Raw genomic sequence first — 22,804 nt, 5'->3', positions numbered from 1 at the left:
ATGCTCCTATTTATCGGAGCAAGTACAATGTTGACCTCTTGCGTGCAAGATGATGATTACGCAGATTTAAACATTGTAGAAGAAGAACCAAATATTGATGGAAATATAGTTAATCTATCAACGGTTTATAATCAACTAGTTCAAAATGATTATGAAAATTACACTTTCGAAGAAACAAATAATTATGCAGAAGGCTATGTTGTTTCATCTGATGAAGGTGGAAACTTTTATAAGCAATTAGTGATTCAAGATAAACCTGAAAATCCAACAATGGGTATTGCTATCGAAGTTGATGCAACACCTTTGTTTACAAGATATGCTTTCGGTCAGAAAGTTTATATCAAGCTTGATGGATTGACAATTGGACAGAGAATTGATAATGTTCAGAATTACCCAAACTCTGAATTTAACGAGCCAACTTTAGGAATCAGTGATGGTTCTGACATTGCTCGTATCACTGCACCAGCAGTTGAAAAGCATGTTTTAAGATCAACAGAAATAGCGACGATTGTTCCAAGTATGGTTTCTTTTGATGATTTATCAGCAGCAAATGTTAATACTTTCGTACAATTCGCTGAAGTTCAGTTCAAAAAATCTTACATGCAGTTTGATGCTGACGGAAACGTTATTTCTTCAATCTCATATGCAGGTGAAGATGCTGATGAATTTGATGCTGAACGTACTTTTGAAAGCTGTATTTCTAATGGTCAAATGACATTGAGTACAAGTACTTTCTCTGACTTTAAAGCTGTTTCTCTTCCACAAGGTTCAGGAACAATTTCAGGTGTTTTAACTAGAACTTACGAAGGCGACAAATACACAATGTTTTTAAATACACCAGCAAGCGCTGATATGACGAACGAGCGTTGTGACCCAGAGGTTATTAATTGTGGTCCTGTTAATGGAAGTACTTCAATTGTTTATGAAGAGAACTTTAACTCTGCAACTACTTTTGCTTCAATTGGATGGGAAAATATTAATGTAACTGGCGGAAGCTTAGATTACGAATTAGCATCTTACCAAGGTGATAAATACGCACAGATTTCAGGATTTGGTTCTGGTCAAACAGATTATGAGGTATGGTTAGTTTCTTCAGAAATTGATTTATCAACATCTTCTGCTGAAGATTTAAGCATGAGAATTCAATCAAACTATGATAACGGTGTTATTTTATCTATTTTTATCACAGATAATTATACAGGTGATCCATCAACAACAGAGTGGGCATTGTTAGATCTTGATGTGCCAATTGGTCCTTCAAGTAGTTTTGGTTCATTCCAAAATGTTGGGCCAACAAATATTTCTTGTGTTGGTGATAATGTTAGAATTGGTTTCAGATATTTAGGTTCTGATCCTGATGCAACAACACGTTATCATATCAACGATATTAAAATTACAGGTAACTAAAAATCATTTTGATTTTTGAATTCAAAAAAGGCTGTCATATCATGACAGCCTTTTTTCGTCTTAAACCTGGAACGCAGTTGCGTATTATTTGTTTAAATTTGGCAACTTAAAAAATAAGTATTGGGTCTTTATAAAAAGCTATTTCAACAAACCTTTATTTATGGTTTAGCAACGGTTTTGCCTCGAATGATCAGTTTCATTCTTGTGCCAATTCACACCGAATACTTAACAGATTCAGCCGTTTACGGTCGTATTTCTGTTATCTTTGCTTATTTTGTGTTGTTCAATGTGTTTCTGTCTTATGGCATGGAAACCGCTTTTTTTAGATTTTTTAATCTTAAAGAAAATAAACAGAATGTCATCAATACTTCGGCTTGGTCATTAGTTGGGACAACAACTTTGTTTTTGATCATCGCTTTATTTTTTACGCCACAATTATCTCAACTTTTAGACATACATCCTGATCATTATAAATTAATCATCTGGATTTTGGCTTTAGATGCTTTTGTGATTATTCCATTTGCCTATTTAAGAGCTAAGGGACAACCTAGAAAATTTGCTCTTATTAAATTAATCAATGTTTCTATCAATGTATTTCTCACATTTTTCTTTTTAGCTTGGCTCGTCTCTTGGCATACAAAATCTTCATTCTTTGAGGCTTTATATATTCCAGATTTTCAAGTCAATTATGTCTTTATTGCCAATTTAGTTGCAAGTGCAGCGACTTTAATGATGCTTTTGCCTTTTTATTTTAAGCTTAGTTTTAATTTTGATAAAGCCTTATGGAAGCGTATGCTGAAGTATGCTTATCCCGTTTTACTTGCTGGTTTGGCTTTTTCAGTAAATGAGGTTTTTGACAGAATTTTATTAAAATATTTGTTGTCAGATGATATTGCTGATTCAGCCATTGGTGCTTATTCCGCTTGTTATAAATTAGCTGTTTTCATGACGCTTTACGCTACAGCGTTCCGCTTAGGTATTGAGCCTTTTTTCTTTAGCCATGCTAAAACTGAAAACCCTCAAAAAGCTTATGCCATAATTACAAAATACTTCGTTATTATTGGCGCAATTATTTTGTTGAGCGTGATGGTTTTTATCGAGCCTTTAAAGCTGCTTATCGTCCGTGATGAAAGTTACTATGAAGCATTAGCCATTGTGCCACTTATATTATTAGCAAACTTTTGTCTTGGGATTTACCACAATTTATCAGTTTGGTATAAAATCACCGATCGTACAAAGTTTGGTGCCTATATTTCTGGCTTTGGCGCATTGTTGACACTTGTGATGAATATCTTATTGATCCCAATGATCGGATATTACGGCTCTGCCATCGCAACCTTATTGGCCTATGCAAGCATGATGGTCTTGTCATACATTTACTCGAAAAAATATTATCCTATCCCTTTCCAAACATCTCGAATACTTTTATATATGCTTGTATCCGTTGGTTTAGGAGCACTTTCTTTTTATACCTTTGAAGAAAATTATATCTTCGGCATTGCAAGTTTAGCCTTTTTTGTTTTCTTCATTTATTTTAAAGAAAAAAACGAAATCAAGAAATTATTAAAATCATAAATGAAGCCTATGCAAATCAAGATTCTTAATAAATCCTCTAATCCAATTCCATCTTATGAAACAAAGTTTTCTGCAGGTGTCGATTTAAGAGCAAACATTACTGAAGATATTTTACTAAAATCATTTGAAAGATGCTTAGTGAAAACTGGAATCTTTCTCGAAATCCCTGAAGGATACGAAGCGCAAGTGCGACCAAGAAGTGGACTAGCTCTTAAAAAAGGAATTTCACTTGTTAACTCCCCAGGCACAATTGATGCTGATTATCGTGGCGAAATTGGTGTGATTCTTATCAACATGTCTCAAGAAGATTTTAAAATTTCTCATGGCGATAGAATCGCTCAACTTGTATTTGCAAAATGTGAACAAGCTGATTGGATTGAAGTTGAAGAACTCAACAAAACTGAACGGGGTGAAGGCGGATTTGGCAGCACCGGCAAAAAATAAAACTAACTTTTAGAATATAGATTATGAAAATTATAGTGCCTATGGCAGGTCGAGGTTCACGTTTAAGACCTCACACTTTAACCGTTCCAAAACCATTAATTCCTATTGCTGGCAAACCAATTGTTCAGCGCCTTGTAGAAGATATTGCAGGTGTTTTGGATGAAAAGATTGATGAAGTTGCTTTTATTATCTCTGAAGATTTCGGTCAAGAAATAGAAAATAAACTCACTGAAGTTGCTAAAAATTTAAATGCTAAACCTAGTATTTATTATCAAGATAAACCTTTAGGAACTGGTCACGCCATCATGTGCGCCAAAGAATCTTTGAGCGGACCTGCTGTTGTGGCTTATGCCGATACACTTTTTAAAGCTGATTTTACGCTTGATAAAGATGCTGATGCTGTGATGTGGGTGAAGCAAGTTGATAACCCAAGTGCTTTTGGCGTTGTTCAATTAAATGATGATAACCACATCGTTGATTTAGTTGAAAAACCTGAAGAATTTGTTTCAGATTTGGCAGTTATCGGTATTTACTATTTTAAAGATGTTGCGCTTCTTAAATCTAAATTAGAAGAAGTGATTGAAGAAAATATCATGCGTGGAGGTGAATATCAAATCAATGATGGAATTGATAAAATGCGTGCTGAAGGTCGTGTTTTTAAACCAGGAAAAGTTGATGAGTGGATGGACTGCGGAAACAAAACCGTCACTGTTGAAACCAATCAGCGTATGCTGAATTTTATTCATGCTGATCAAAAAGAAAACTTGATTTCTGATTCAGTTAAAATTGAAAATTCTGAAATTATCGAACCTTGCTTTATAGGAGAGAATGTTGTGCTTAAAAATGCAAAAATCGGTCCTCATGTTTCTTTAGGAAACAATACAGTTGTTGAAAATACAGAAATGAAGAATTCACTTGTTCAAGAAAATGCCGAAATCAAAAATGCAAAACTCGATAATGCAATGATTGGTAATTTTGCAAAATACAACGGTGAATTTACAGCGATTAGCATCGGTGATTATTCAGTTTTAGAGTAATGAAAAAAATCAGATACATCTCTTTTCTCTTTTTCTTTATAGCAAGTTTAACCTTATTTGCACAAGAAGAAATCAATCAAAACGAAGTTAATCGTGATGATTTAGGAGATGTATCTGATCAATTTCAAGAACTTTTTTTTGAGGCTCTCGCTCAAGAAGCGATTGAGAATCCTGAAAAAGCAATTTCTGCTTTAGAAAAATGTCTCAAACTTGATGAAACTAATTTTGCAGCTTTGTTTCTGCTGGGTAAAAATCATGGAAAATTAGAAGAATATTCAAAAGCTGAATCTTATTTGAATAAAGCTTTAGGTCAAGCTGAAGCAGATCAGAAAAAATATGTGCATCAGGTTTTGTATCAGCTTTACACACAGAATAAAACTTTTGAAAAAGCAATTGAGCAAGCATTAATTCTTTCAGAAAATAATTCAAATTATCAACAAGAACTCATCAACCTTTATCATATCACAAAGCAGTATGATAAGGCCTTAAATCAACTTCAAGAATTTGATCAACGCTATGGTTATTCAGACTCTCGTGATCAACAACGCTATGTTATTTATCGTTCCCAAAATGATGAAAAAGCAGCCATTTCTTATTTTCAAAATCGATTAAAAAAGAATTCAAAAGATAAAAACGCTTATCGTTTTTTGAACCGTATTTACCTAAATCGAAATGAATTTGAAAAAGTGATTGAATTATCTCAAAAAGCGCAACAAAATCTACCAGAATTTGTTGATGTTTTGCCCTCGTTAAGTTTAGCATATATCAAAACTGAGCAGAAGGATTTGGCTAAGAAATATGCTCAGAAAACACTCAATAATCCGATGATTGCTGAGAAAGAAAAAGTTGAAGTCATCAATGCCTACCGAATTTATGCTGAGCAAAATGCCGAAATAAAACAAGATTTAATCAGTTTATTAGATCAAGCCATTACTTCAGAAAAAAACACATCAAGCCAAAAAGAGCTGGGTAACTTTTACAAAGAAAAAGATCAAGAGAAAGCGCTAGGTCATTACCGAGAAGCTTTGCGCAATAAACCCAATGATTTCAAGTTATATAAAGAGATTTTAAACCTTGAACTTTATCTGGGTAAATTTGAAGATGCCCTCAATACAAGCGAGCAGGCTTTAAGCGTTTATCCGTCACAGGCGATATTTTATTATACGCAAGCAGCGGCTTTATTTGAGTTAAATCAAACACAAAAATCCATCGATCAATTAGAGATGAGTTTATCTTTATTGATTGATAACACACAGCTTGAACTTCAGATATATGAGCTTTATTTAAAAATTTATCAGACAGAAAAAAATGCTGAAAAAACGAAGCTCTATCAGGAAAAAATTAAGCATCTAAAAGAATAAGATTCTATGAGAAAATATATCAGTTTTATCCTTGTTTTTACTTTTGTGCTGACGTCGTGTGGTACAAAAAAAGCAGCATCCGATCTTGATAAACCAGTTTCAGAACGTGTTGCTTTAAAGAACTTTGAAAAGAATTCGCCAGCCTTTGAAAGCATTTCTGGAAAGATGAAAGTCTCATACGAAAGTGAAAAGGACGCACAGAGTTTAAGCATTAATTACCGCATTTTGAAAGATGAAAAAATTTGGCTGAGCGCAAAAGTGATGGGACTTGTTTCTGTTGCTAAAGTGTTAATCACTCCTGAAAAAGTTCAGTATTACGAAAAGTTAGACAAGACATACTTTGATGGTGATTTCCGAATCGCGAAGGAATATTTAGGTTTAGAAATCGATTTTGAGCAAATACAAAACCTCTTGATCGGTCGAAATTTAGAGCCTTTAAAGAAAAAACACATGTATTACTCAGAAAATGCATATTTAAACATCAGTGAACTTCAGAATTTTTTGATTTTTACAGCAAAAATCTCAGCTTCTGATTTTCTGCTAGCTGAGCAAGGTTTGAGTCAGCAAGACAGAGATTTGAAAGTTTTTTATAAAGATTACAGACAAGATAAAAATAACTACTTCCCAAATGAGATTGTTATTTTAGCCAAAGAAAATGATGATTTGGTTAAAATCAAATTGGATTACAAATCGAGAAGTTTAAATCAAAAATTAAGTTTTCCTTATTCAGTACCATCGTCTTATAAACCAGCTAAGCTATGATTAAATTGAGGTTTTTTATTTTCTTTTTACTCTTAACTGCAACAACTGGCATTTTTGCACAAACTAAAGCTGAACTTGAAACCAGACGTAAAGAAATACAGAAAGAGATTGCTGAAATCAATAGGATTCTTGTTTCTACTCAACAAAAAGAAAAATCACTTTTAGAGGAAGTTGAAGAAATTCAATTAAGAATTACTTCTGTCGAAAAGTTGGTGCGCGTTTACAACCAAGAAGCAAACTTAATTACACAAAACATCAACGAAAACGCAAATAGAATTGATAGGTTAAGAACAGATTTATCCAACCTTAAAGAAGATTACGGTTTGATGATTCAGGAATCTTATCGCAGTAACAATCAACAAAACCGCATCATGTTCTTGCTATCGTCCGAGTCATTTTTTCAAGCTTATAAACGCTTGCAGTATATGAAGCAATACGCGAATTACAGAAAGCAACAAGGTGAAGAAATTCAGGCTAAAACTAAAGAACTACAAGCTTTAAACGACGAGCTTTTCAAACAGCGCAAAGAAAAAGAGAGCATTCTAGCCGAAAACAGAAAGGCTAAAAGTGAATTGGTTTCTGATCAAAAGAATTTAAAATCTTTACTAGCGCAAGTTAAAGTTAAAGAAAAAGATTTCAAAAGTGAAATCAAGGATAAGCAGAAGCAAGTCGCTAAAATTGATCAAGAAATTGAACGTTTAATTAAGGAAGCCATCGCACGTGAAAATGCAAAATCTGGGTCAAAATCAACAACCCGTTTTAAATTAACACCAGAGGCAAAAGCTTTAGCAAAAGATTTTTCTAAAAACAAAGGCAAATTACCGTGGCCAGTAACTTCAGGTATTGTTTCTATGCGATTTGGTAAGCACCGGCACCCGATTGTGAGAACTACAATGATTGAAAGTAATGGTGTGAGAATTGATACTGAAAAGCACAGCAATGCGCGTGCTATTTTTGAAGGTGAAGTCAGCCAAATCAATAAAATTCCTGGAGCAAATATTGCCGTGATGATTCGTCATGGTGATTATATCACGGTTTACAATAACTTAGACAAAGTTTATGTGGAAAAAGGTGATACTGTTTTTAGAAACCAGGATATTGGCCGTGTAGGTAAAAACCCTTCATCAGGAAAAACAACATTGTTTTTTCAGCTTTTTAAGAACTTGAAAAAACTTAATCCTGAACTTTGGATTTACAAAATGTAAATGCGAGAACATCAATTTCCCAATTACTTTAGAGAATTCTGTCTTTTTTGATAAAATAAGCATAATTATTTCTCCATTTTTTTATTTTTAACCTCCTATTAACAACGCAAAATCAATTTATTTTTGAATTTGCGCGAGATTGTAATAAAACGAACTTATACGTCTATAAGAAATTCTGATTATGGAAGGACAAAATGCAGCACTTGATATTGAAACTATCAATGCAAAAGTGAAAGAAGAAAGTGCTTTTGTTGATTTATTAGTCAACGAAATGAACAAGGTTATCGTTGGACAAAAGCATATGATTGAGCGCCTATTAATTGGATTGCTAGGGAAAGGCCACATTTTGCTGGAAGGTGTTCCTGGTCTTGCCAAAACATTGGCGATTAATACATTATCAAAAGCGGTCAAAGGAGATTTTAGTCGTATTCAATTTACGCCAGATTTGTTGCCAGCCGATGTTGTTGGAACGATGATTTATAATATTAAAGAAAACGATTTCAGTATTAAAAAAGGGCCGATTTTTGCAAATTTCGTCCTTGCAGATGAAATCAACCGTGCGCCAGCTAAAGTGCAATCTGCTTTACTAGAGGCTATGCAGGAAAAGCAAGTCACAATTGGTGATACAAGTTTTACGTTACAGCCACCTTTTTTAGTGATGGCAACTCAAAACCCAGTTGAACAAGAAGGAACTTATCCTTTACCAGAAGCACAAGTTGACCGTTTTATGTTGAAAACTGTGATCGACTATCCAAAACTCGAAGAAGAGCAGTTGGTTGTAAGAGCTAACCTAAAAGGCACTTATGACGAAATTCAACCTGTTGTTTCTCTCGATCAAATTTTAAGAGCGCAAGAAGCGGTTCGTATGGTTTATATGGACGAAAAAATTGAACGCTACATCCTTGATATTGTTTTTGCAACACGTTATCCAGAACGTTATGGTTTAGAAGAGATTAAGCCGCTGATTAGTTTTGGTGCTTCTCCTCGTGGAAGTATTAACCTGGCGACTGCTGCAAAATGTTATGCTTTTATCAGAGGTCGCGGTTATGTGATTCCTGAAGATGTGCGTGCTATTGTTTATGATGTTTTACGTCATAGAATCGGAATTACTTATGAAGCTGAAGCTGAAAATATCAAAACAGAAGATATCATCAACAAAGTGATTAACGAGATTGAAGTGCCGTAAAAGTGACGATTTCCCAATCGTTATTTTGAGTTAAGATGTCAATTTTTTCACTTTATGGAAACTAAAGAATTACTAAAAAAGGTTCGCAAAATCGAAATCAAAACACGTCGCCTTAGCGATAATGTTTTTGGTGGAGAATATCATTCTGCGTTTAAAGGTCGCGGAATGACTTTTAGCGAAGTTCGTCAATATCAATTTGGTGACGATGTGCGTAGCATTGATTGGAATGTGACAGCGAGATATAATGAGCCTTTTGTGAAAGTTTTTGAAGAAGAGCGCGAGTTAACAATGATGCTTCTTGTTGACGTTTCTGCTTCTAACTCCTTTGGGACTAAAGCTGATTTTAAAGATAACATCATTACAGAAATAGCAGCAACACTCGCTTTTTCCGCCACCAAAAATAATGACAAGATTGGTTTGATGCTGTTTTCAGATCAAATCGAACTGTATATTCCACCCAAAAAAGGACGTTCTCATGTATTGAGAATTATTCGTGAATTGATAGAGTTTAAACCTCAAAATAAAAAAACAGATTTAGGCAAAGCTTTCAAATATATGATTGACATGCTCAAAAAGAAAGCGATTGTTTTTGTGTTGTCCGATTTTATGGATGATACTTATGAGCATAAATTGAAAATTGCTGCTAAAAAACATGATGTGACTGGCATCAGAGTTTATGATGAACGCGAAGAAAGTTTACCGAGTTTAGGCTTGGTACAAATGAAAGATGCTGAAACTGGAGCATTCAATTGGGTGAATACTTCGTCAGCAAGTGTAAAAGAAATCTACCAAAAACAATATAGAGATCAGGTTGATTATTTTTATCGCGCATTTAAATTAAGCGGTTCTGGTTACATGAATTGCCGCGTTGATGAAAGTTATGTCAAGAAATTATTAGCATATTTTAAAAAAAGATGATAAAAAGGTTTAAACATTTTTCGATTTTATCGGTAAAACATTTGACATTGACTTGTCTGATGTTTTTATGTTTTTCAGATGCTTTTTCTCAAAATGTTAAAGCTGAAATCGATACATCTCGAATGCGAATAGGTGAACAAATTTCCTACAGCATTTCAGTTGAAGGTGTTTTAGAAACAGATCAAGTTATTTTTCCTAAAGAGCAAAGTTTTGTTCCTATGGAAATGGTTGAAGACTTAAAAATTGACACTACTTTTTTAAAAAACAAAAATTTAAAGCTTTTAAAGAAATACAAACTCACTCAGTTCGATTCTGGTCAATACACAATTCCGCCTCAGTTATTAAAAATTAATGAAAAATCTTTTTTAACCGACAGTATCAAATTAAGTGTCGCCTCGATTGAAGTTGATACGACGAAACAAAAACTGTATCCAATCAAACGTGAAATTGGCATTGAAAAACCTTTCCAATTACCAAAATGGTTTTGGTGGGCGTTGGGTATCATTGCTTTAATAATTCTTCTTGCTTTCATTTATTTTAGATACAAAAAGAAAATAGACCATTCTAAAAAGAGATTACCGCCTTATCAGCAAGCGCAAGTTTCCTTAAAAAAATTAGATCAATCTGATTTAATCGCGAACCGACAGCTTAAAGATTATATCACTGAATTGACAAACATCAGTCGCCGTTACCTAGATGAAAAAATTGAGGTTCGTGCAATGGAGTACACGTCCAGCGAATTGATGCAAGTGCTTTATCAAAAAAAGGAAGACAAGAAAGTTAACTTCAAAGAGAAATATTTAGAGACTTATCAAAAGATATTAGTTCAAGCCGATTTCTCAAAATTTGCAGGACAAAAACCTGATGTCATTAGTTTAAAAGCTTATCGTAAAGACATTGAAAAGTTTATTAAGCATGTACAAAGTGCAATTCCTGAACCAACAGCTGAAGAGAAACGAAAAGATAGAGCTTATCAGGAGCAATTGCGACAAAAGCGTAAAAAACAAAAAATAATAGCAGGCGTTGCCATTGGTGTTTTACTTCTTATTTTAGGTGTTTCATCTTTAGTTGCTACAAAAGGGTTTGATTATGTGAGAGACAATGTTTTTGGTAACGAAAGCAAATCTATGCTTGAAAATGATTGGATCACAAGTGAGTATTCAGTTCCTGCTGTGAAGATTACAACGCCAGAAGTTCTCATACGTCAAAATTTAGACAGCTTAGGTATCAAAACTGTACAAGCTTCAAAGCAAGAAACCTTTGCTTCAGGAAGTATTTATTCTAATTTATTTGTGGTGTTAAGTCAGGTTTCTTTTGAAAAAGAAGTTGATTTTGATTTAGATAAAGCAGTTGAAGGCGTTTATCAGAATTTAGAAGAAAAAGGCGCTTATAATATTTTGATGAAGAATGAAAACTTTGAAACTTATCAAGGTGTTGAAGGTGTGAAAGTTTTTGGAAGTTTTGCGATTAAAAACCCGATTACACAAAACGATATCAAAAAGAATTATCAAATTTTAAACTTTGGATTTGCTGGGCGTTATCAGCAAATTACAATTATCTATAACGCAGAAGATGAATACGCTGAAACGATAACGGAGCGTATCATCAATTCAGTTGAATTTGAAAAACCTGATGCCAATGTTCGCTAATCTCACATTTGAACATCCGCAATGGTTATGGCTTTTAACGGTCATTCCTTTACTCATTTTATGGGCTGTTTTGAGTCATAAAAAGAAGTACTCAAGCTTGCTTTTATCAAGTACAAAAGCATTTCAGGGTCAGCAAAGTTTACTCGCTAAACTGCGTCCTTTCTTATTGGTGTTACGTATAGCAGCGCTTTGCTTTTTTATCGTTGCGATGGCAAGACCAAGAGAAGTTGACGAATCAACTGAAGTAAAAAAATCTGAAGGAATCGATATTGTCATGTCTGTTGACGTTTCTGCAAGTATGTTGGCAAAAGATTTAAAGCCAAATCGATTTGAAGCTTTAAGGCAAGTGGCAAAAGATTTTGTAAATCAAAGACCAAATGACAGATTTGGTATTACAATTTTTGCAGGTGAAAGTTATACCAAAACACCGATTACAAGTGATAAAGAAATCACTTTAAAAGCGATTGATGGGATTGAGTTTAACGACCTTATTGAAGGCGGAACTGCTATCGGAATGGGATTGGCAACTTCTGTCAATAAGCTTAAAGAAAGTGAGGCTGAAAGTAAAGTCATTATTCTTTTAACAGATGGTGTTAATAATTCAGGTTTTATCGATCCTGTGACAGCAACTGAATTGGCACTTGAATACGATACAAAAGTTTATACTATTGGGATAGGAACGAATGGAGAAGCACTGTCACCGGTCGCCGTTCGTGGAGATGGAAGTTATGTTTATCGCCAAGTTAAGGTTGAAATTGATGAGGCTTTATTAAAGGACATTGCTCAGCAAACAGGTGGGAAATATTTTAGAGCAACAGATAATGAGAAGTTAAAATCAATTTATGATGAAATTGATAAATTAGAAACATCAGAAGTTGAGGAATTTAAATATTACAATTATGATGAGAAATTTAGACTTTTAATCCTCATAGGTTTGGGTCTTATTTGTTTAGAACAATTGTTGAAATTTACAGTATTTAGAAGTTTTGTATAATGTATATTCTTGAAGAAACATATTATTTTTGGGTTTTAGCTCTGCTTCCAATTCTCTTTTTGGTGTTTTGGGTTTATGCATTATGGCAGAAAAAACGTCAAGCTCAGTTCGCTGAAGCAAAGTTTTTTTACTATTTAGCACCAGATTTCTCTAAAGGTAAACCCTTATTAAAACTGCTAATTATTAGTTTAGGGATCATTGCTTTAACGGTTGCGCTTGTCAACCCGAAAGCAGGAACCAAAATAGAAACGGTAAAACGTGAAGGCATCGATATTGTTTTTGCGCTTGATGTTTCCAAAAGTATGTTGGCGGAAGATATTGCTCCCAATCGACTTGAAAAAGCCAAGCAAATCACGAATCAAGTTATTAATAAACTCGCAGGTGATCGTGTTGGCTTAATTGGTTATGCAGGAAGTGCTTTCCCACAAATACCAATCACAACTGATTATGGAACAACACGAACTTTTTTGAAAACCATGAACACAAATATGGTTTCAAGTCAAGGAACGGCCATTAACCAAGCGATTGATTTAGCAACAACTTATTTTAATGATGAAGATCAAACAAATAAAGTTCTTGTAATTTTAAGCGATGGTGAAGATCACGAAAGCAACCTTGAAGCCATCAGTGAAAAAGCCGCAGAAAAAGGAATTAAGATTTACACAATCGGATTAGGTTCAGAAAAGGGAGCACCAATCCCGATCAAAAAAAGAGGTAAAACGCAATCTTATAAAAAAGATAAAAATGGTGAAACGGTCATTACCAAAATGGATCCAAACACTTTAAGAACAATTGCCTCAATTACTGATGGAGATTATATGCACGGCGTGAATACAAAAGAAGTGGTCGATCAGATTTTTGACAATATCAATGAATTAGAGAAAACAGAATTTGAATCGAAACAATACGCTGATTTTAAAAGCCAATATCAATGGTTTTTAGGTTTAGCGATTCTTTTGCTCATATTAGATATGTTCGTTTTCGATAAAAAAACAAACTGGATACAAAGGTTGAATTTATTTAATGACAAGGATGATGCAAAGAAGTAAACAACTTTTATACTTGGTTTTGACAGTTTCTTTTTTAATGTTTTCAAAACATTCAAAAGGGCAACAGCAGCAAGATAAACCTGAATTAAGAAAAGAGGATAAAAAACTATTATCTGAGGCTTATGAAAAAGCTGTTTCTGGTGATTTTGCTGAGGCAGAGGCGGCTTATCGTCAAGCTTTAGCCAAAACAGGAAATAATTCAACGGCAACCTATAATCTCAGTAATTTATATTTAGATAATGATGAGGTTCCTGCTGCTCGCAGACGTATTTTAGAGGCGATAAAAAACACGAACGATAAAGATTTGATTCATAAGGCATATCATAATCTTGGTAATTCTTTAATGGAAGAAGAAAATTATAAAGGCGCCATTGAAGCTTATAAAAATGCTTTAAGAAATAATCCTAATGATGAAGAAACACGTTACAATTATGCTTTAGCCAAAGAAAAGCAAAAGAATGAGAAGAATGATGGCAAAGGAGACGGCGATGATAATAAACAAGAAAATCAAGATCAACAAAAAGATCAAGATCAGGATCAAGACCAAGAAGACAAGTCCAAAGATTCTGATAAAGACGGCGATAGCGAAGATCAAAAAGATAAAGGCGATCAGAAAGATCAAGAAAATAAAGATGAAGGCGATCAGAATAAAGATAAGTCTGATGAAAAGGAAGAAGGAAAAGATCAGCAAGACAAAAAAGATAAAGAACAGAATAAAAGCAATAAAGATAAAGGTGAACAGGAACAACAAAAGCCTCAAAAAGGAAAGCTTTCACCTGAGCAAGTTCAGCGTTTATTAAAAGCAATAGAAAATCAGGAAGACCAAATTCAAGAAAAAATAAATGCCAAAAAAGCAAAAGGTTCAAAGGTTAAAACAGAAAAAGATTGGTAATTAAAATGAAAAATATAATTCTATTTTTAAATCTCCTTGTATGCTCCTCAGTGTTTGCACAAGTGAGTTTTGTGGCTAAATCAAGCCGCGATAAAATGGGAATTAATGAACGCGTTAAAATTGAGTTTACTGTCAATCACGATGGTGACAATTTTAGAGCGCCTTCATTCAATAATTTCAGAAAAATTGCTGGACCAAATCAGTCTGTTCAATCAACATGGGTGAACGGGAAAAGCTCATTTTCTAAAACCTATACTTACTTCCTTCAACCTACCAAAAAAGGAAAATTAGAAGTTGGACAAGCAGAAATTGAAGTTGATGGTCAGGTTTATAAAACTTCACCAATACCTATTGAGGTGACTTCAGCCGTTGATAACCCAGGAGATGGAACTGGCAATCAAATCGATTTGTCAGATGCAATTCATTTGGTTGCTGAAGTCAGTAATTATAAGCCATACCTCAACGAAGGCATCTCCGTAGTTTATAAGCTTTATGTGAGTCCGACCACTAATGTCAGAAACTGGCAGAGCTTAGATGAACCAAAATACAATGGTTTTTGGAGTCAAAATATAGATTTAAAACGTCAAGAAGTTAAAGAGGGAACTTACGGCGGAAATCCTTACCGTTATGTTGAGTTAAGACGAACTGTTTTGTATCCTCAAAAAACGGGTAAGCTAGTTATCGAACCACTTTCATTAGATATTTCAGTTGAAGTACCTTCCAATAAAAGAGATTTTTTTGGACGTCGATTGTATGACATTGCTCAAAAAACAGTTTCTGCAAAAAGTAAAACTGTTGACGTGAAAAGCCTGCCTCAAGAAGGTAAGCCTATTGATTTCTCTGGTGCAGTTGGTGAATTTGAACTCAATGTAAAAACAAATAAAACTGAACTTTTAGCAACTGAATCTCTCAATTATGATGTGATTATTTCTGGTAAAGGAAATTTATCCTTGATGAATATGCCAAAACCTAAATTTCCCTCTGCGATTGAATCTTATGATCCCGAACATACTGAAAATGTCAAAACAAGTGTAAGTGGAATGTATGGTGAAGTGAAAGATAAATACACTTTAGTGCCAAACACGCCTGGTCAGTTTAAAATTAATCCGTTGAGTTTTACTTACTTTGATCCAAGAGCTGAGGCTTATAAAACGATTAATTCTAAGGCTATCAGTCTTGATGTTAAAGCCAATCCAAATGTCGCAACAACATCTACAAATTCTACTGACACAGTTCAGATGAATGAACAGAACAAAAATTATGTGAGCGACATCACACAACTCAATTTCATACGTCCAGAAACAAACTTAAAATCCATTGAGTCTACGCCTTTTTTTAAGTCAACTTTATTCTGGATTTTAGTGGGTGTATTCACTTTGATGATTCCTTTTCTTTTGGTTTTTAGAAAAAGTGGATTGTTTCAAACAGATTCGAAAAACAAAACCAATAAACATTTAGACAGATTAGCTAAAAAATATCTTTCTGAAGCGAAATCATCAATAGGTCAGCCAGAAATTTTTTATACAAACTTAGAGTTGGCTTTACACAAGTTTTTAAAAGCTAAGCTTGGCATTAAAACGCATGAATTAGCCAAAGAGAATTTAAAAATAAGATTACAAGATAAATCTGTTGACAAAGCTGATTTAAAAGCGATGATGTCAATGATTGAGAAATGCGAATTAGCCCGTTATGCTTCTGCAGAAAGCCATTCAATGGAGGAAGATTATAAAAAGTCAAGTGTATTGATTTCTAAGATTGATAAACAAATTTGAAAATGGAAAAATTAATTTTAATCATTGTCTTTTGTTGGACGAGTTTGACTTTTGGATTTCAGGAAAACGCTATTCAAAATTTTGATAAAGCAAATCAAGCTTATAACAATGCAAAATATGAACTTGCTGAAAATTTATATAATTCCATAATTGATGAAGGACAAACATCTGTTGAGCTTTACTACAACTTAGGGAATGCCTACATTAAGCAAAATAAACTTGCCGAAGCTATTTACGCTTATGAAAAAGCTTTAGCATTAAAACCAAATGCTAAGTTTGTTCAGGAAAACCTGAAGTATGCAGAAAATATGACGATCGATCAGTTTTCTAAAGTAGAAATTTCAGATTTTCAAAAGTTAATAAACCGTTTCAATCATTTACTAAGCGTTGATCAATGGGCTTATCTCGTTGTTACTTTCGTTATTCTGATGGCGTTGAGTTTTGTTCTTTATTTGTTTAAAAGTGAATCTAAATTTAAGCGTTTGGGTTTAAGTCTCTTTTTTATTTCCTTAATCTTGGCAAGTTTGAGTTTTTGGCAAGCCAATAGGCTATCAGAAACTTTCTTGAGTAAAGATTATGCGATTCTTTTTGATGATGAAATAGAAGTTTTCTCAGAGCCAAACCAACGAAATGAGGCTGTTTTGACACTTCACGAAGGAACCAAAGTTGAATTGCTTTCTAAGTTTAATAATTTTCAAGAAATCAAACTTCCTGATGGAACTGTAGTTTGGATGCGAAACGCAAATTATAAAACAATTCAGTAAATAATTCATTGTCAGCTTTTTTGAATTTAAAATCAGAAAATCTTTATCAAGTTTCTAATTTTATTAGAAACTTGATTGTCAATTTAAATTTATAAAATACTTTTGTTGACGATTATTTAATTTTAGAACTTTAGATTGTTCACATTCATAATTAAGTCTACTTAGAGATACATTTTTATGAAAAACATGTTTTCTAAAGAGCTAAACAGTTTAAAAAATCCAAACATGATTAATAAGATAATTACTAAAGAAGAACAAAGCAAGTTAACACCTGAAATGGTTTTATCTGATTTGATGGAAGGAAATAAAAGATACATCAAAGACGACTCGCATGAAAGAGATTATAACGCGCAGAAAACGATGGCTGTAACTGGGCAAAGCCCAAAGGCAATTGTGTTATCATGTGTTGATAGTCGTGTGCCTGTTGAAACTGTTTTTGATCAAGGTTTGGGTGACGTCTTTGTTGCGCGTATTGCTGGTAATTTTGCTAATTCTGATATTATTGGTAGTATGGAATTTGCTTGTGGAATTGCTGGAAGTAAGTTGATATTTGTGTTAGGTCATGAATCTTGCGGCGCAATTTCTGCTGCTTGTGACCAAGTGAAATTTGGAACGATGACTGCAATGCTTGATAATATTCAGCCAGCCATTGAAGCAATTGGTGACATTGAAGGTGAACAATCGTCAAAAAATAAAGCATATGTTCAGTCTGTTGTGATTAAGAATGTAGAATTAACCATTGATAAAATTAGAAAAAACAGTCCAGTCCTTCAAAAGTTAGAAGATTCTGGCGTGATCAAAATTGTTGGTGGTGTATATTATTTAAAATCAGGAGAAATTAAATTGATATAAAGAAATCAAACTAATGATATTATTTCAAAAAGCACTGTTTTAGGAAATAGTGCTTTTTTTATTTAAAAGGTTTTTTTTGATCTCTCGATTAAGGAAAAACGCTGTAATTATCGTTGATAAGATGTCTGCTAAAGGAAAGGAAATCCACACGCCAAATTCGCCATAGAATTTAGGTAATATTAAAATAAGCGGAATAAAACAGAAACCTTGTCTTGATAATGTTAAGAAAAATGCAGGCTTAGCTTTTCCGATAGCTTGAAAATAAGCTGAACCAATCAATTGTAAAGCAATAATTGGGATTGCAGCAAAAACCCAACGCATTGCAGAAGGTGTTTTTTCTAAAATATCAGCATCCTGTGTAAAGACACTTGCTATTTCTGGCGCAAAGAACATGATCAACCCAAACACCAGCAAACCTAATCCAGCTGCGTATAATATGGCTTTGTTAATTGATTCGCGGACGCGTTCACTTTTATTAGCACCATAATTAAATCCTGCAATTGGTAAGAAGCCTTGTGTCACGCCAAGCACAGGGAAGAGTGCAAACATTAGCATACGTGATATAATGGCATAAACTGTAACTGAATTTTCACCGCCAAGTTTAAATAAAATATTGTTTAAGATGAGATAAATCAAACTAACAACAGCTTGTCTTGCCATCGTGACGAAACCTAAACTTGCAATTTCTTTTAAAATATTAGCATCAAAACCAAGATCTTGATAACGGAGTTTTAATTCTGATTTACTTGACATGAAGAAGTAAATAATATAAAGTAAACACAGAATGTATGAACCTGTTGTTGCCCATGCAGCACCCATCATTCCCCAATCAAAGACGTTGATAAAGAAGTAATCCATGATCAAATTACCAATGGATGGAATAATCATAGCAATCATGGCAAACTTAGGTTTACCTTCAGCTCTAATTACTGAATTCCCCATCATTGTCAAAGCAAGAATAGGGACACCTATAACAACAATACGATAGTAAATCTTTGCAGGTTCGAAAATATCACCTTTTCCTCCAAAAGCAGGAATCAGGGTGTTCATAAAAATCAAGCCAAGCGCCATTGTACTTAATGTGATAAGTAAGGTGATGCTGATTTGATTCCCAAATGTTTTAAGAGCTTTTTCTTTTAAATCAGCGCCTAATGCACGAGAAATAACAGATGCACCACCAATGCCGATCGCCATTCCTAGCGCAGCTATAAAAAATGAAACTGGTAAAACCACATTAATCGCAGCAATTGCAATTGGTCCTATCCAGTTTCCTACAAAAATAGTGTCAACCAAAATATTGATTGACATCACTAAAATGCCTATTGAAGCGGGAACAGATTGTTTGATTAATAATTGACTAATCGGTTCTGTCCCCAGCTTTTCGGCGTTGACTCTCGCCATAATTTATTTTGATAATGCCCATTCATCAATCCATCGACTGAGCGTTTTCACCCAATCTTCTCTGTCATTAATACATGGGATAAAAGTAAATTCTGTACCTCCATTCTCTTTGAAAATTTCATCAGCTTCCATCGCTATTTCTTCAAGTGTTTCTAAACAATCAGAAACAAATGCTGGTGTGACAACGGCAATTTTCTCTATGCCTTCTTGAGCCATTTTCTCAACAGTTCTGTCTGTGTAAGGTTTTAACCATGGGTCAAAACCAAGTCTCGATTGAAAACTTGTACTGAATGTGCCTTCTTTTAGCTTCAGTTTTTCTCCAACCAAACGCGTTGTTTCATAGCACTGATGTCTGTAACAAAATTGATGAGCTTTTGAAGGTGTTTGACAGCAACTTCCATCAATCTTACAATGGCTATTTGTAATATCACTTTTTCTAATGTGTCTTTCAGGAACGCCGTGATAACTGAAAAGTAAATGATCGTAATCAATTTTTTCCAGTTCTTCAATAATACTTCTTGATAAAACAGTGACGTAGTCAGGATGATTATAAAAAGGTGGAACAACTGTAAAATCTATTTTTGGGAAAAATTCATCACGTAATTGTTCAGCTAAAACAATAATCGTTTCAGTTGTTGCCATAGCAAATTGCGGATAAAGTGGAACTAACAAAACTTCAGTGACGCCTTGGTCATAAAGTTCTTGTAATCCATTTTTCATTGAAGGTTCACCATAACGCATGGCAAGTGAGATGGGAACACTTGTTTCTTGATTAACTTTATCTTGTAGTTTTTCGGATAAAACAATAAGAGGTGAGCCTTCATCCCACCAAATTTTTGAGTAAGCTTTGGCAGATTGTTTAGGTCTCGTATTCAAGATGATGCCTTTTACAAGAATCGTTCGTAACAAATAAGGCAAATCAATCACCCTTTCATCCATCAAAAACTCACCAAGATAAGATTTGACATCCTTAGGATCTGTACTCGCCGGAGAACCTAGATTTACAAGTAAAACTCCTTTCATTTCTTCATTTTTTTACAAACATAATGGAATTAAGATGAAGTTCATTTTGAAAAACTTATATTTTTATCTTAACAAAATAAACTTTCATTTTTTAAACATCTTAATTTTTTGTACTAAAAGACTTACAAACAGAACTTGAAATTATAATTACATAAAGTTGCCTACATACTTTTTTGGAGTTGTTCCAAATTTCTTCTTAAAAGCAGTGATGAAATGACTTGCCGTGGAATAACCAATTGACAAACCAACCTCATTAACATTGTGTTGTCCATCTTCAAGAAGCTTTCGCGCATATTCTAACTTATAGTTGAGTAAGAAAGAATAAACCGTATCACCATAGATTTCTTTAAATCCTTCTTTAAGCTTTTTCAAACTCAAGCCAACCTCTTCAGCAAGTTCCTTTAGAGTGGGTGGTTCAACCATACGATTGATGATAATTTCTTTGGCTAATTTTATTCTTTTCACATTATCTTCATCATCTAAAAAAGGACATTGTTCAATGTCAACTTCCTCAGGTCTGTTGAAGTAAAGTGCAATCAATTCATAAACTTTGGCCTTTAGATAAATACTTTTTATTGAAGGATGTAAGTTGAAATTCATAAATTGTGTCAGCACAACTGCCATTGCTGGTGACAAGTTACCTTCAGTATAGTATTTTTTATCACGATTGTCTTCTGTTAGGAAATCTATATAATTTGCTTCTGCAGAAAATAAACTATGAAGTTTTTTGATAGAAATTAAAATCGAAACACCCCATGATTTTGGATGAATATCAATATTAATAGGTAACTCACGCTGAGGATTGTAAAGTAATAGTGATTTATCTTCTTTAATATTCAAGGCATATTGGCCTTGGTTGAAGTTAAACTTGATGATGCCCTTTAAACAAAAGTGAAATTGAATATAATCTTCGCCTAACTTTCTTTTGATTTGATCAGGCTCATCAGATTCATTTTGAATGTTAATAATGTAGATTCCATTTTCAAGCTCATAAAACTGAGATGAACTTTTAGCGTTACTTTTTAAGCTTAGAGGCATAGAAAATAATTTTTTTATTTAGAATGATTCTATTTAAAAACCATTGAAAGTACGGGTAACATTACAAAAGTAAGCCTATTAGCTGATATAAATCATTTTTTAGGTAAAAAGACTTTAAACGACATTAAATGAACTTTTAGCGTTACTTTTAGAAATACTTCTGTTCTATTTTTGTATTAAACTTTCTGAAAACATAAATGTACAAATATAACGTATCAAAATACCAGACTTTTTTTGTTGTCGGCTTGAGTTATCAAAAGGCTGATGCGGAGACAAGAGGAAAATTTAGTTTGGGTATTGACCAGCGTAAATCCTTGTTAGATAAAGCTGAAAGTATCGGACTCGATGCGATTACGGTGACTTCAACTTGTAACAGAACAGAAATTTACGCCTTTGCAGATGATGCCAATACACTCGTCGATTTACTTTGTGAATTTAGTATTGGAGATCAAGATTTATTTAAAAAAGTAGGTTACGTCCGTGAAAACGAAACAGCGGTTTCTCACATGTTTCGTGTCGGTTGTGGTTTAGATAGTCAGATTTTAGGTGATTTTGAAATTATTAGTCAGATAAAAACGGCTTTTACAATTTCTAAAAACCGAAACTTGATCAATCCTTTTTTAGAAAGATTGGTCAATTCTGTCATTCGCTCTAGTAGAAGAATTAAGAATGAAACAGAAATGTCTTCTGGCGTGACTTCGGTTTCATTTGCATCAGTACAATACATTTTAGATCATATTGAAAACGTTTCAGAAAAAAACATTTTGCTTTTCGGTACCGGTAAAATTGGTCGAAACACATGCGAGAATCTTGTGAAACACACGAGTAACAAGCATATTACATTAATTAACAGAACGAAAGATAAAGCTGAAGAGGTTGCAGGAAAATTTAATTTAACGGTTAAAGATTACTCAGAACTTCAAGCTGAAATTCGTCAAACAGATATTTTAATTGTCGCAACTGGCGCTCAGCAGCCTACAATTACTAACGAGATTATCTTCCCAAAGAAACCTTTGCTAATTCTGGATCTTTCTATTCCGAAAAACGTTTCTGAAGATGTTGTTAAAATTGATGATGTTACATTGCTTCATCTTGATTATTTATCACAGATGACAGATCAAACTTTATCAAAACGTAAAAAATTTATTCCCGATGCTGAGTTGATTATCGAAGAGGAAAGAGATGAATTTTACGAGTGGTTAGACACGCGAAAATTTGCACCAACAATTAAAGCATTAAAAGATAAATTCAAAGCTTTTCAAGCTGAAGAGTTAGATTACCAAAGCAGAAAAGTCAAAGGATTTGATAAAGAACAAGCTGAGGTTTTTAGCGACCGTTTGATTCACAAAATTACAAGAAGTTTTGCAAGTCATTTGAGAGCTGCAAACGGATCAACAGAAGATAGCGTTGCTTTACTCAAAAAAGTTTTTGAGCTTGAAATGCAAGAAAAGTCTAAGTAAATTAATTTCTTTTAT

Annotated in this window: 20 protein-coding genes; 17 read left to right on the top strand and 3 right to left on the bottom strand. The window is 33.7% G+C overall.

The window, feature by feature from the left end; all coding sequences use genetic code 11:
• From BLV84_RS01575 to BLV84_RS01500, 16 genes are all read left to right on the top strand, one after another.
• On the top strand, window positions 1-1,407 hold the full coding sequence (locus BLV84_RS01575) for a DUF5689 domain-containing protein (RefSeq protein ID WP_143521308.1): 1,407 nt from the start codon (window positions 1-3) through the stop codon (window positions 1,405-1,407).
• Between the two features lie 120 nt (window positions 1,408-1,527).
• Window positions 1,528-2,982, top strand: a complete 1,455-nt coding sequence (locus BLV84_RS01570; RefSeq protein WP_093238463.1) for a lipopolysaccharide biosynthesis protein — start codon at window positions 1,528-1,530, stop codon at window positions 2,980-2,982.
• Window positions 2,983-2,991: 9 nt separating this feature from the next.
• Window positions 2,992-3,426: a dUTP diphosphatase gene (gene dut, locus BLV84_RS01565; RefSeq protein ID WP_093238793.1), complete on the top strand. Its 435-nt coding sequence runs from the start codon at window positions 2,992-2,994 to the stop codon at window positions 3,424-3,426.
• Between the two features lie 23 nt (window positions 3,427-3,449).
• Complete coding sequence (locus BLV84_RS01560; RefSeq protein ID WP_093238459.1) at window positions 3,450-4,463, top strand: sugar phosphate nucleotidyltransferase; 1,014 nt, start codon at window positions 3,450-3,452, stop codon at window positions 4,461-4,463.
• Window positions 4,463-5,824 carry a tetratricopeptide repeat protein gene (locus tag BLV84_RS01555; protein ID WP_093238456.1) on the top strand — a complete coding sequence of 454 codons (1,362 nt, stop codon included), beginning with the start codon at window positions 4,463-4,465 and terminating at the stop codon, window positions 5,822-5,824. The genes BLV84_RS01560 and BLV84_RS01555 overlap by 1 nt, the downstream gene beginning before the upstream one ends.
• A gap of 6 nt (window positions 5,825-5,830) precedes the next feature.
• The gene (locus tag BLV84_RS01550; protein WP_093238453.1) at window positions 5,831-6,586 is read left to right on the top strand and encodes a lipoprotein insertase outer membrane protein LolB1; all 756 of its coding nucleotides are present in this window, start codon (window positions 5,831-5,833) and stop codon (window positions 6,584-6,586) included.
• Entirely contained in the window at window positions 6,583-7,791 is a 1,209-nt protein-coding gene (locus BLV84_RS01545; RefSeq protein WP_093238450.1) for a murein hydrolase activator EnvC family protein, read from the top strand. The genes BLV84_RS01550 and BLV84_RS01545 overlap by 4 nt, the downstream gene beginning before the upstream one ends.
• 181 nt (window positions 7,792-7,972) lie before the next feature.
• Window positions 7,973-8,977 carry an AAA family ATPase gene (locus BLV84_RS01540; protein ID WP_093238447.1) on the top strand — a complete coding sequence of 335 codons (1,005 nt, stop codon included), beginning with the start codon at window positions 7,973-7,975 and terminating at the stop codon, window positions 8,975-8,977.
• Between the two features lie 54 nt (window positions 8,978-9,031).
• Window positions 9,032-9,895 (top strand): DUF58 domain-containing protein, encoded by an 864-nt coding sequence (locus BLV84_RS01535; protein ID WP_093238444.1) that lies wholly within the window; start codon window positions 9,032-9,034, stop codon window positions 9,893-9,895.
• Window positions 9,892-11,544, top strand: a complete 1,653-nt coding sequence (locus BLV84_RS01530) for a hypothetical protein (protein WP_093238441.1) — start codon at window positions 9,892-9,894, stop codon at window positions 11,542-11,544. Before BLV84_RS01535 ends, BLV84_RS01530 begins: the two co-directional genes overlap by 4 nt.
• Window positions 11,534-12,538 (top strand): vWA domain-containing protein, encoded by a 1,005-nt coding sequence (locus tag BLV84_RS01525; protein ID WP_200796245.1) that lies wholly within the window; start codon window positions 11,534-11,536, stop codon window positions 12,536-12,538. Before BLV84_RS01530 ends, BLV84_RS01525 begins: the two co-directional genes overlap by 11 nt.
• Complete coding sequence (locus BLV84_RS01520) at window positions 12,538-13,587, top strand: vWA domain-containing protein (protein ID WP_093238435.1); 1,050 nt, start codon at window positions 12,538-12,540, stop codon at window positions 13,585-13,587. The genes BLV84_RS01525 and BLV84_RS01520 overlap by 1 nt, the downstream gene beginning before the upstream one ends.
• Window positions 13,571-14,479 carry a tetratricopeptide repeat protein gene (locus BLV84_RS01515; protein WP_234953063.1) on the top strand — a complete coding sequence of 303 codons (909 nt, stop codon included), beginning with the start codon at window positions 13,571-13,573 and terminating at the stop codon, window positions 14,477-14,479. Before BLV84_RS01520 ends, BLV84_RS01515 begins: the two co-directional genes overlap by 17 nt.
• Window positions 14,480-14,484: 5 nt before the next feature.
• Window positions 14,485-16,251, top strand: coding sequence for a BatD family protein (locus BLV84_RS01510; protein WP_093238429.1), 1,767 nt, complete (start codon window positions 14,485-14,487; stop codon window positions 16,249-16,251).
• 2 nt (window positions 16,252-16,253) lie between these two features.
• Window positions 16,254-17,015 carry a tetratricopeptide repeat protein gene (locus BLV84_RS01505; protein ID WP_093238426.1) on the top strand — a complete coding sequence of 254 codons (762 nt, stop codon included), beginning with the start codon at window positions 16,254-16,256 and terminating at the stop codon, window positions 17,013-17,015.
• Window positions 17,016-17,240: 225 nt separating this feature from the next.
• Window positions 17,241-17,867, top strand: coding sequence for a carbonic anhydrase family protein (locus BLV84_RS01500; protein ID WP_093238788.1), 627 nt, complete (start codon window positions 17,241-17,243; stop codon window positions 17,865-17,867).
• Between the two features lie 39 nt (window positions 17,868-17,906).
• On the opposite strand, the gene BLV84_RS01495 is transcribed toward BLV84_RS01500, so the two are convergent.
• The 3 genes from BLV84_RS01495 to BLV84_RS01485 all read right to left on the bottom strand — a co-directional run bounded on the left by BLV84_RS01495 (window position 17,907) and on the right by BLV84_RS01485 (window position 21,329).
• Window positions 17,907-19,268 (bottom strand): MATE family efflux transporter, encoded by a 1,362-nt coding sequence (locus tag BLV84_RS01495; RefSeq protein ID WP_093238423.1) that lies wholly within the window; start codon window positions 19,266-19,268, stop codon window positions 17,907-17,909.
• A 3-nt stretch (window positions 19,269-19,271) separates the two neighbouring features.
• Window positions 19,272-20,291 (bottom strand): ferrochelatase, encoded by a 1,020-nt coding sequence (gene hemH / locus BLV84_RS01490; RefSeq protein ID WP_093238420.1) that lies wholly within the window; start codon window positions 20,289-20,291, stop codon window positions 19,272-19,274.
• Window positions 20,292-20,438: 147 nt separating this feature from the next.
• Window positions 20,439-21,329 carry a helix-turn-helix domain-containing protein gene (locus BLV84_RS01485; protein WP_093238417.1) on the bottom strand — a complete coding sequence of 297 codons (891 nt, stop codon included), beginning with the start codon at window positions 21,327-21,329 and terminating at the stop codon, window positions 20,439-20,441.
• A 197-nt stretch (window positions 21,330-21,526) separates the two neighbouring features.
• On the opposite strand from BLV84_RS01485, the gene hemA reads away from it, so the two are divergent.
• Window positions 21,527-22,789: a glutamyl-tRNA reductase gene (gene hemA / locus BLV84_RS01480; RefSeq protein ID WP_093238414.1), complete on the top strand. Its 1,263-nt coding sequence runs from the start codon at window positions 21,527-21,529 to the stop codon at window positions 22,787-22,789.
• Window positions 22,790-22,804 lie beyond the last annotated feature (15 nt).

This window comes from Psychroflexus halocasei (genome assembly GCF_900107595.1).
In the GTDB taxonomy this organism is placed as follows: Bacteria; Bacteroidota; Bacteroidia; order Flavobacteriales; family Flavobacteriaceae; genus Psychroflexus; species Psychroflexus halocasei.
Note: the sequence above shows the minus strand (reverse complement) of the source record. Positions and strands in the feature narration are given on the sequence as shown.

Bases quoted from the DNA above. Each gene is read 5' to 3' on its own strand.
- BLV84_RS01560 (WP_093238459.1), top strand. From the start codon at position 3,450: ATGAAAATTATAGTGCCTATGGCAGGTCGAGGTTCACGTTTAAGACCT.
- BLV84_RS01530 (WP_093238441.1), top strand. From the start codon at position 9,892: ATGATAAAAAGGTTTAAACATTTTTCGATTTTATCGGTAAAACATTTG.
- hemA (WP_093238414.1), top strand. From the start codon at position 21,527: ATGTACAAATATAACGTATCAAAATACCAGACTTTTTTTGTTGTCGGC.
- dut (WP_093238793.1), top strand. From the start codon at position 2,992: ATGCAAATCAAGATTCTTAATAAATCCTCTAATCCAATTCCATCTTAT.
- BLV84_RS01510 (WP_093238429.1), top strand. From the start codon at position 14,485: ATGAAAAATATAATTCTATTTTTAAATCTCCTTGTATGCTCCTCAGTG.
- BLV84_RS01555 (WP_093238456.1), top strand. From the start codon at position 4,463: ATGAAAAAAATCAGATACATCTCTTTTCTCTTTTTCTTTATAGCAAGT.
- BLV84_RS01575 (WP_143521308.1), top strand. From the start codon at position 1: ATGCTCCTATTTATCGGAGCAAGTACAATGTTGACCTCTTGCGTGCAA.
- BLV84_RS01550 (WP_093238453.1), top strand. From the start codon at position 5,831: ATGAGAAAATATATCAGTTTTATCCTTGTTTTTACTTTTGTGCTGACG.
- BLV84_RS01540 (WP_093238447.1), top strand. From the start codon at position 7,973: ATGGAAGGACAAAATGCAGCACTTGATATTGAAACTATCAATGCAAAA.
- BLV84_RS01515 (WP_234953063.1), top strand. From the start codon at position 13,571: ATGATGCAAAGAAGTAAACAACTTTTATACTTGGTTTTGACAGTTTCT.
- BLV84_RS01505 (WP_093238426.1), top strand. From the start codon at position 16,254: ATGGAAAAATTAATTTTAATCATTGTCTTTTGTTGGACGAGTTTGACT.
- BLV84_RS01500 (WP_093238788.1), top strand. From the start codon at position 17,241: ATGATTAATAAGATAATTACTAAAGAAGAACAAAGCAAGTTAACACCT.
- BLV84_RS01525 (WP_200796245.1), top strand. From the start codon at position 11,534: ATGTTCGCTAATCTCACATTTGAACATCCGCAATGGTTATGGCTTTTA.
- BLV84_RS01495 (WP_093238423.1), bottom strand. From the start codon at position 19,268: ATGGCGAGAGTCAACGCCGAAAAGCTGGGGACAGAACCGATTAGTCAA.
- BLV84_RS01535 (WP_093238444.1), top strand. From the start codon at position 9,032: ATGGAAACTAAAGAATTACTAAAAAAGGTTCGCAAAATCGAAATCAAA.
- hemH (WP_093238420.1), bottom strand. From the start codon at position 20,291: ATGAAAGGAGTTTTACTTGTAAATCTAGGTTCTCCGGCGAGTACAGAT.
- BLV84_RS01545 (WP_093238450.1), top strand. From the start codon at position 6,583: ATGATTAAATTGAGGTTTTTTATTTTCTTTTTACTCTTAACTGCAACA.
- BLV84_RS01485 (WP_093238417.1), bottom strand. From the start codon at position 21,329: ATGCCTCTAAGCTTAAAAAGTAACGCTAAAAGTTCATCTCAGTTTTAT.
- BLV84_RS01520 (WP_093238435.1), top strand. From the start codon at position 12,538: ATGTATATTCTTGAAGAAACATATTATTTTTGGGTTTTAGCTCTGCTT.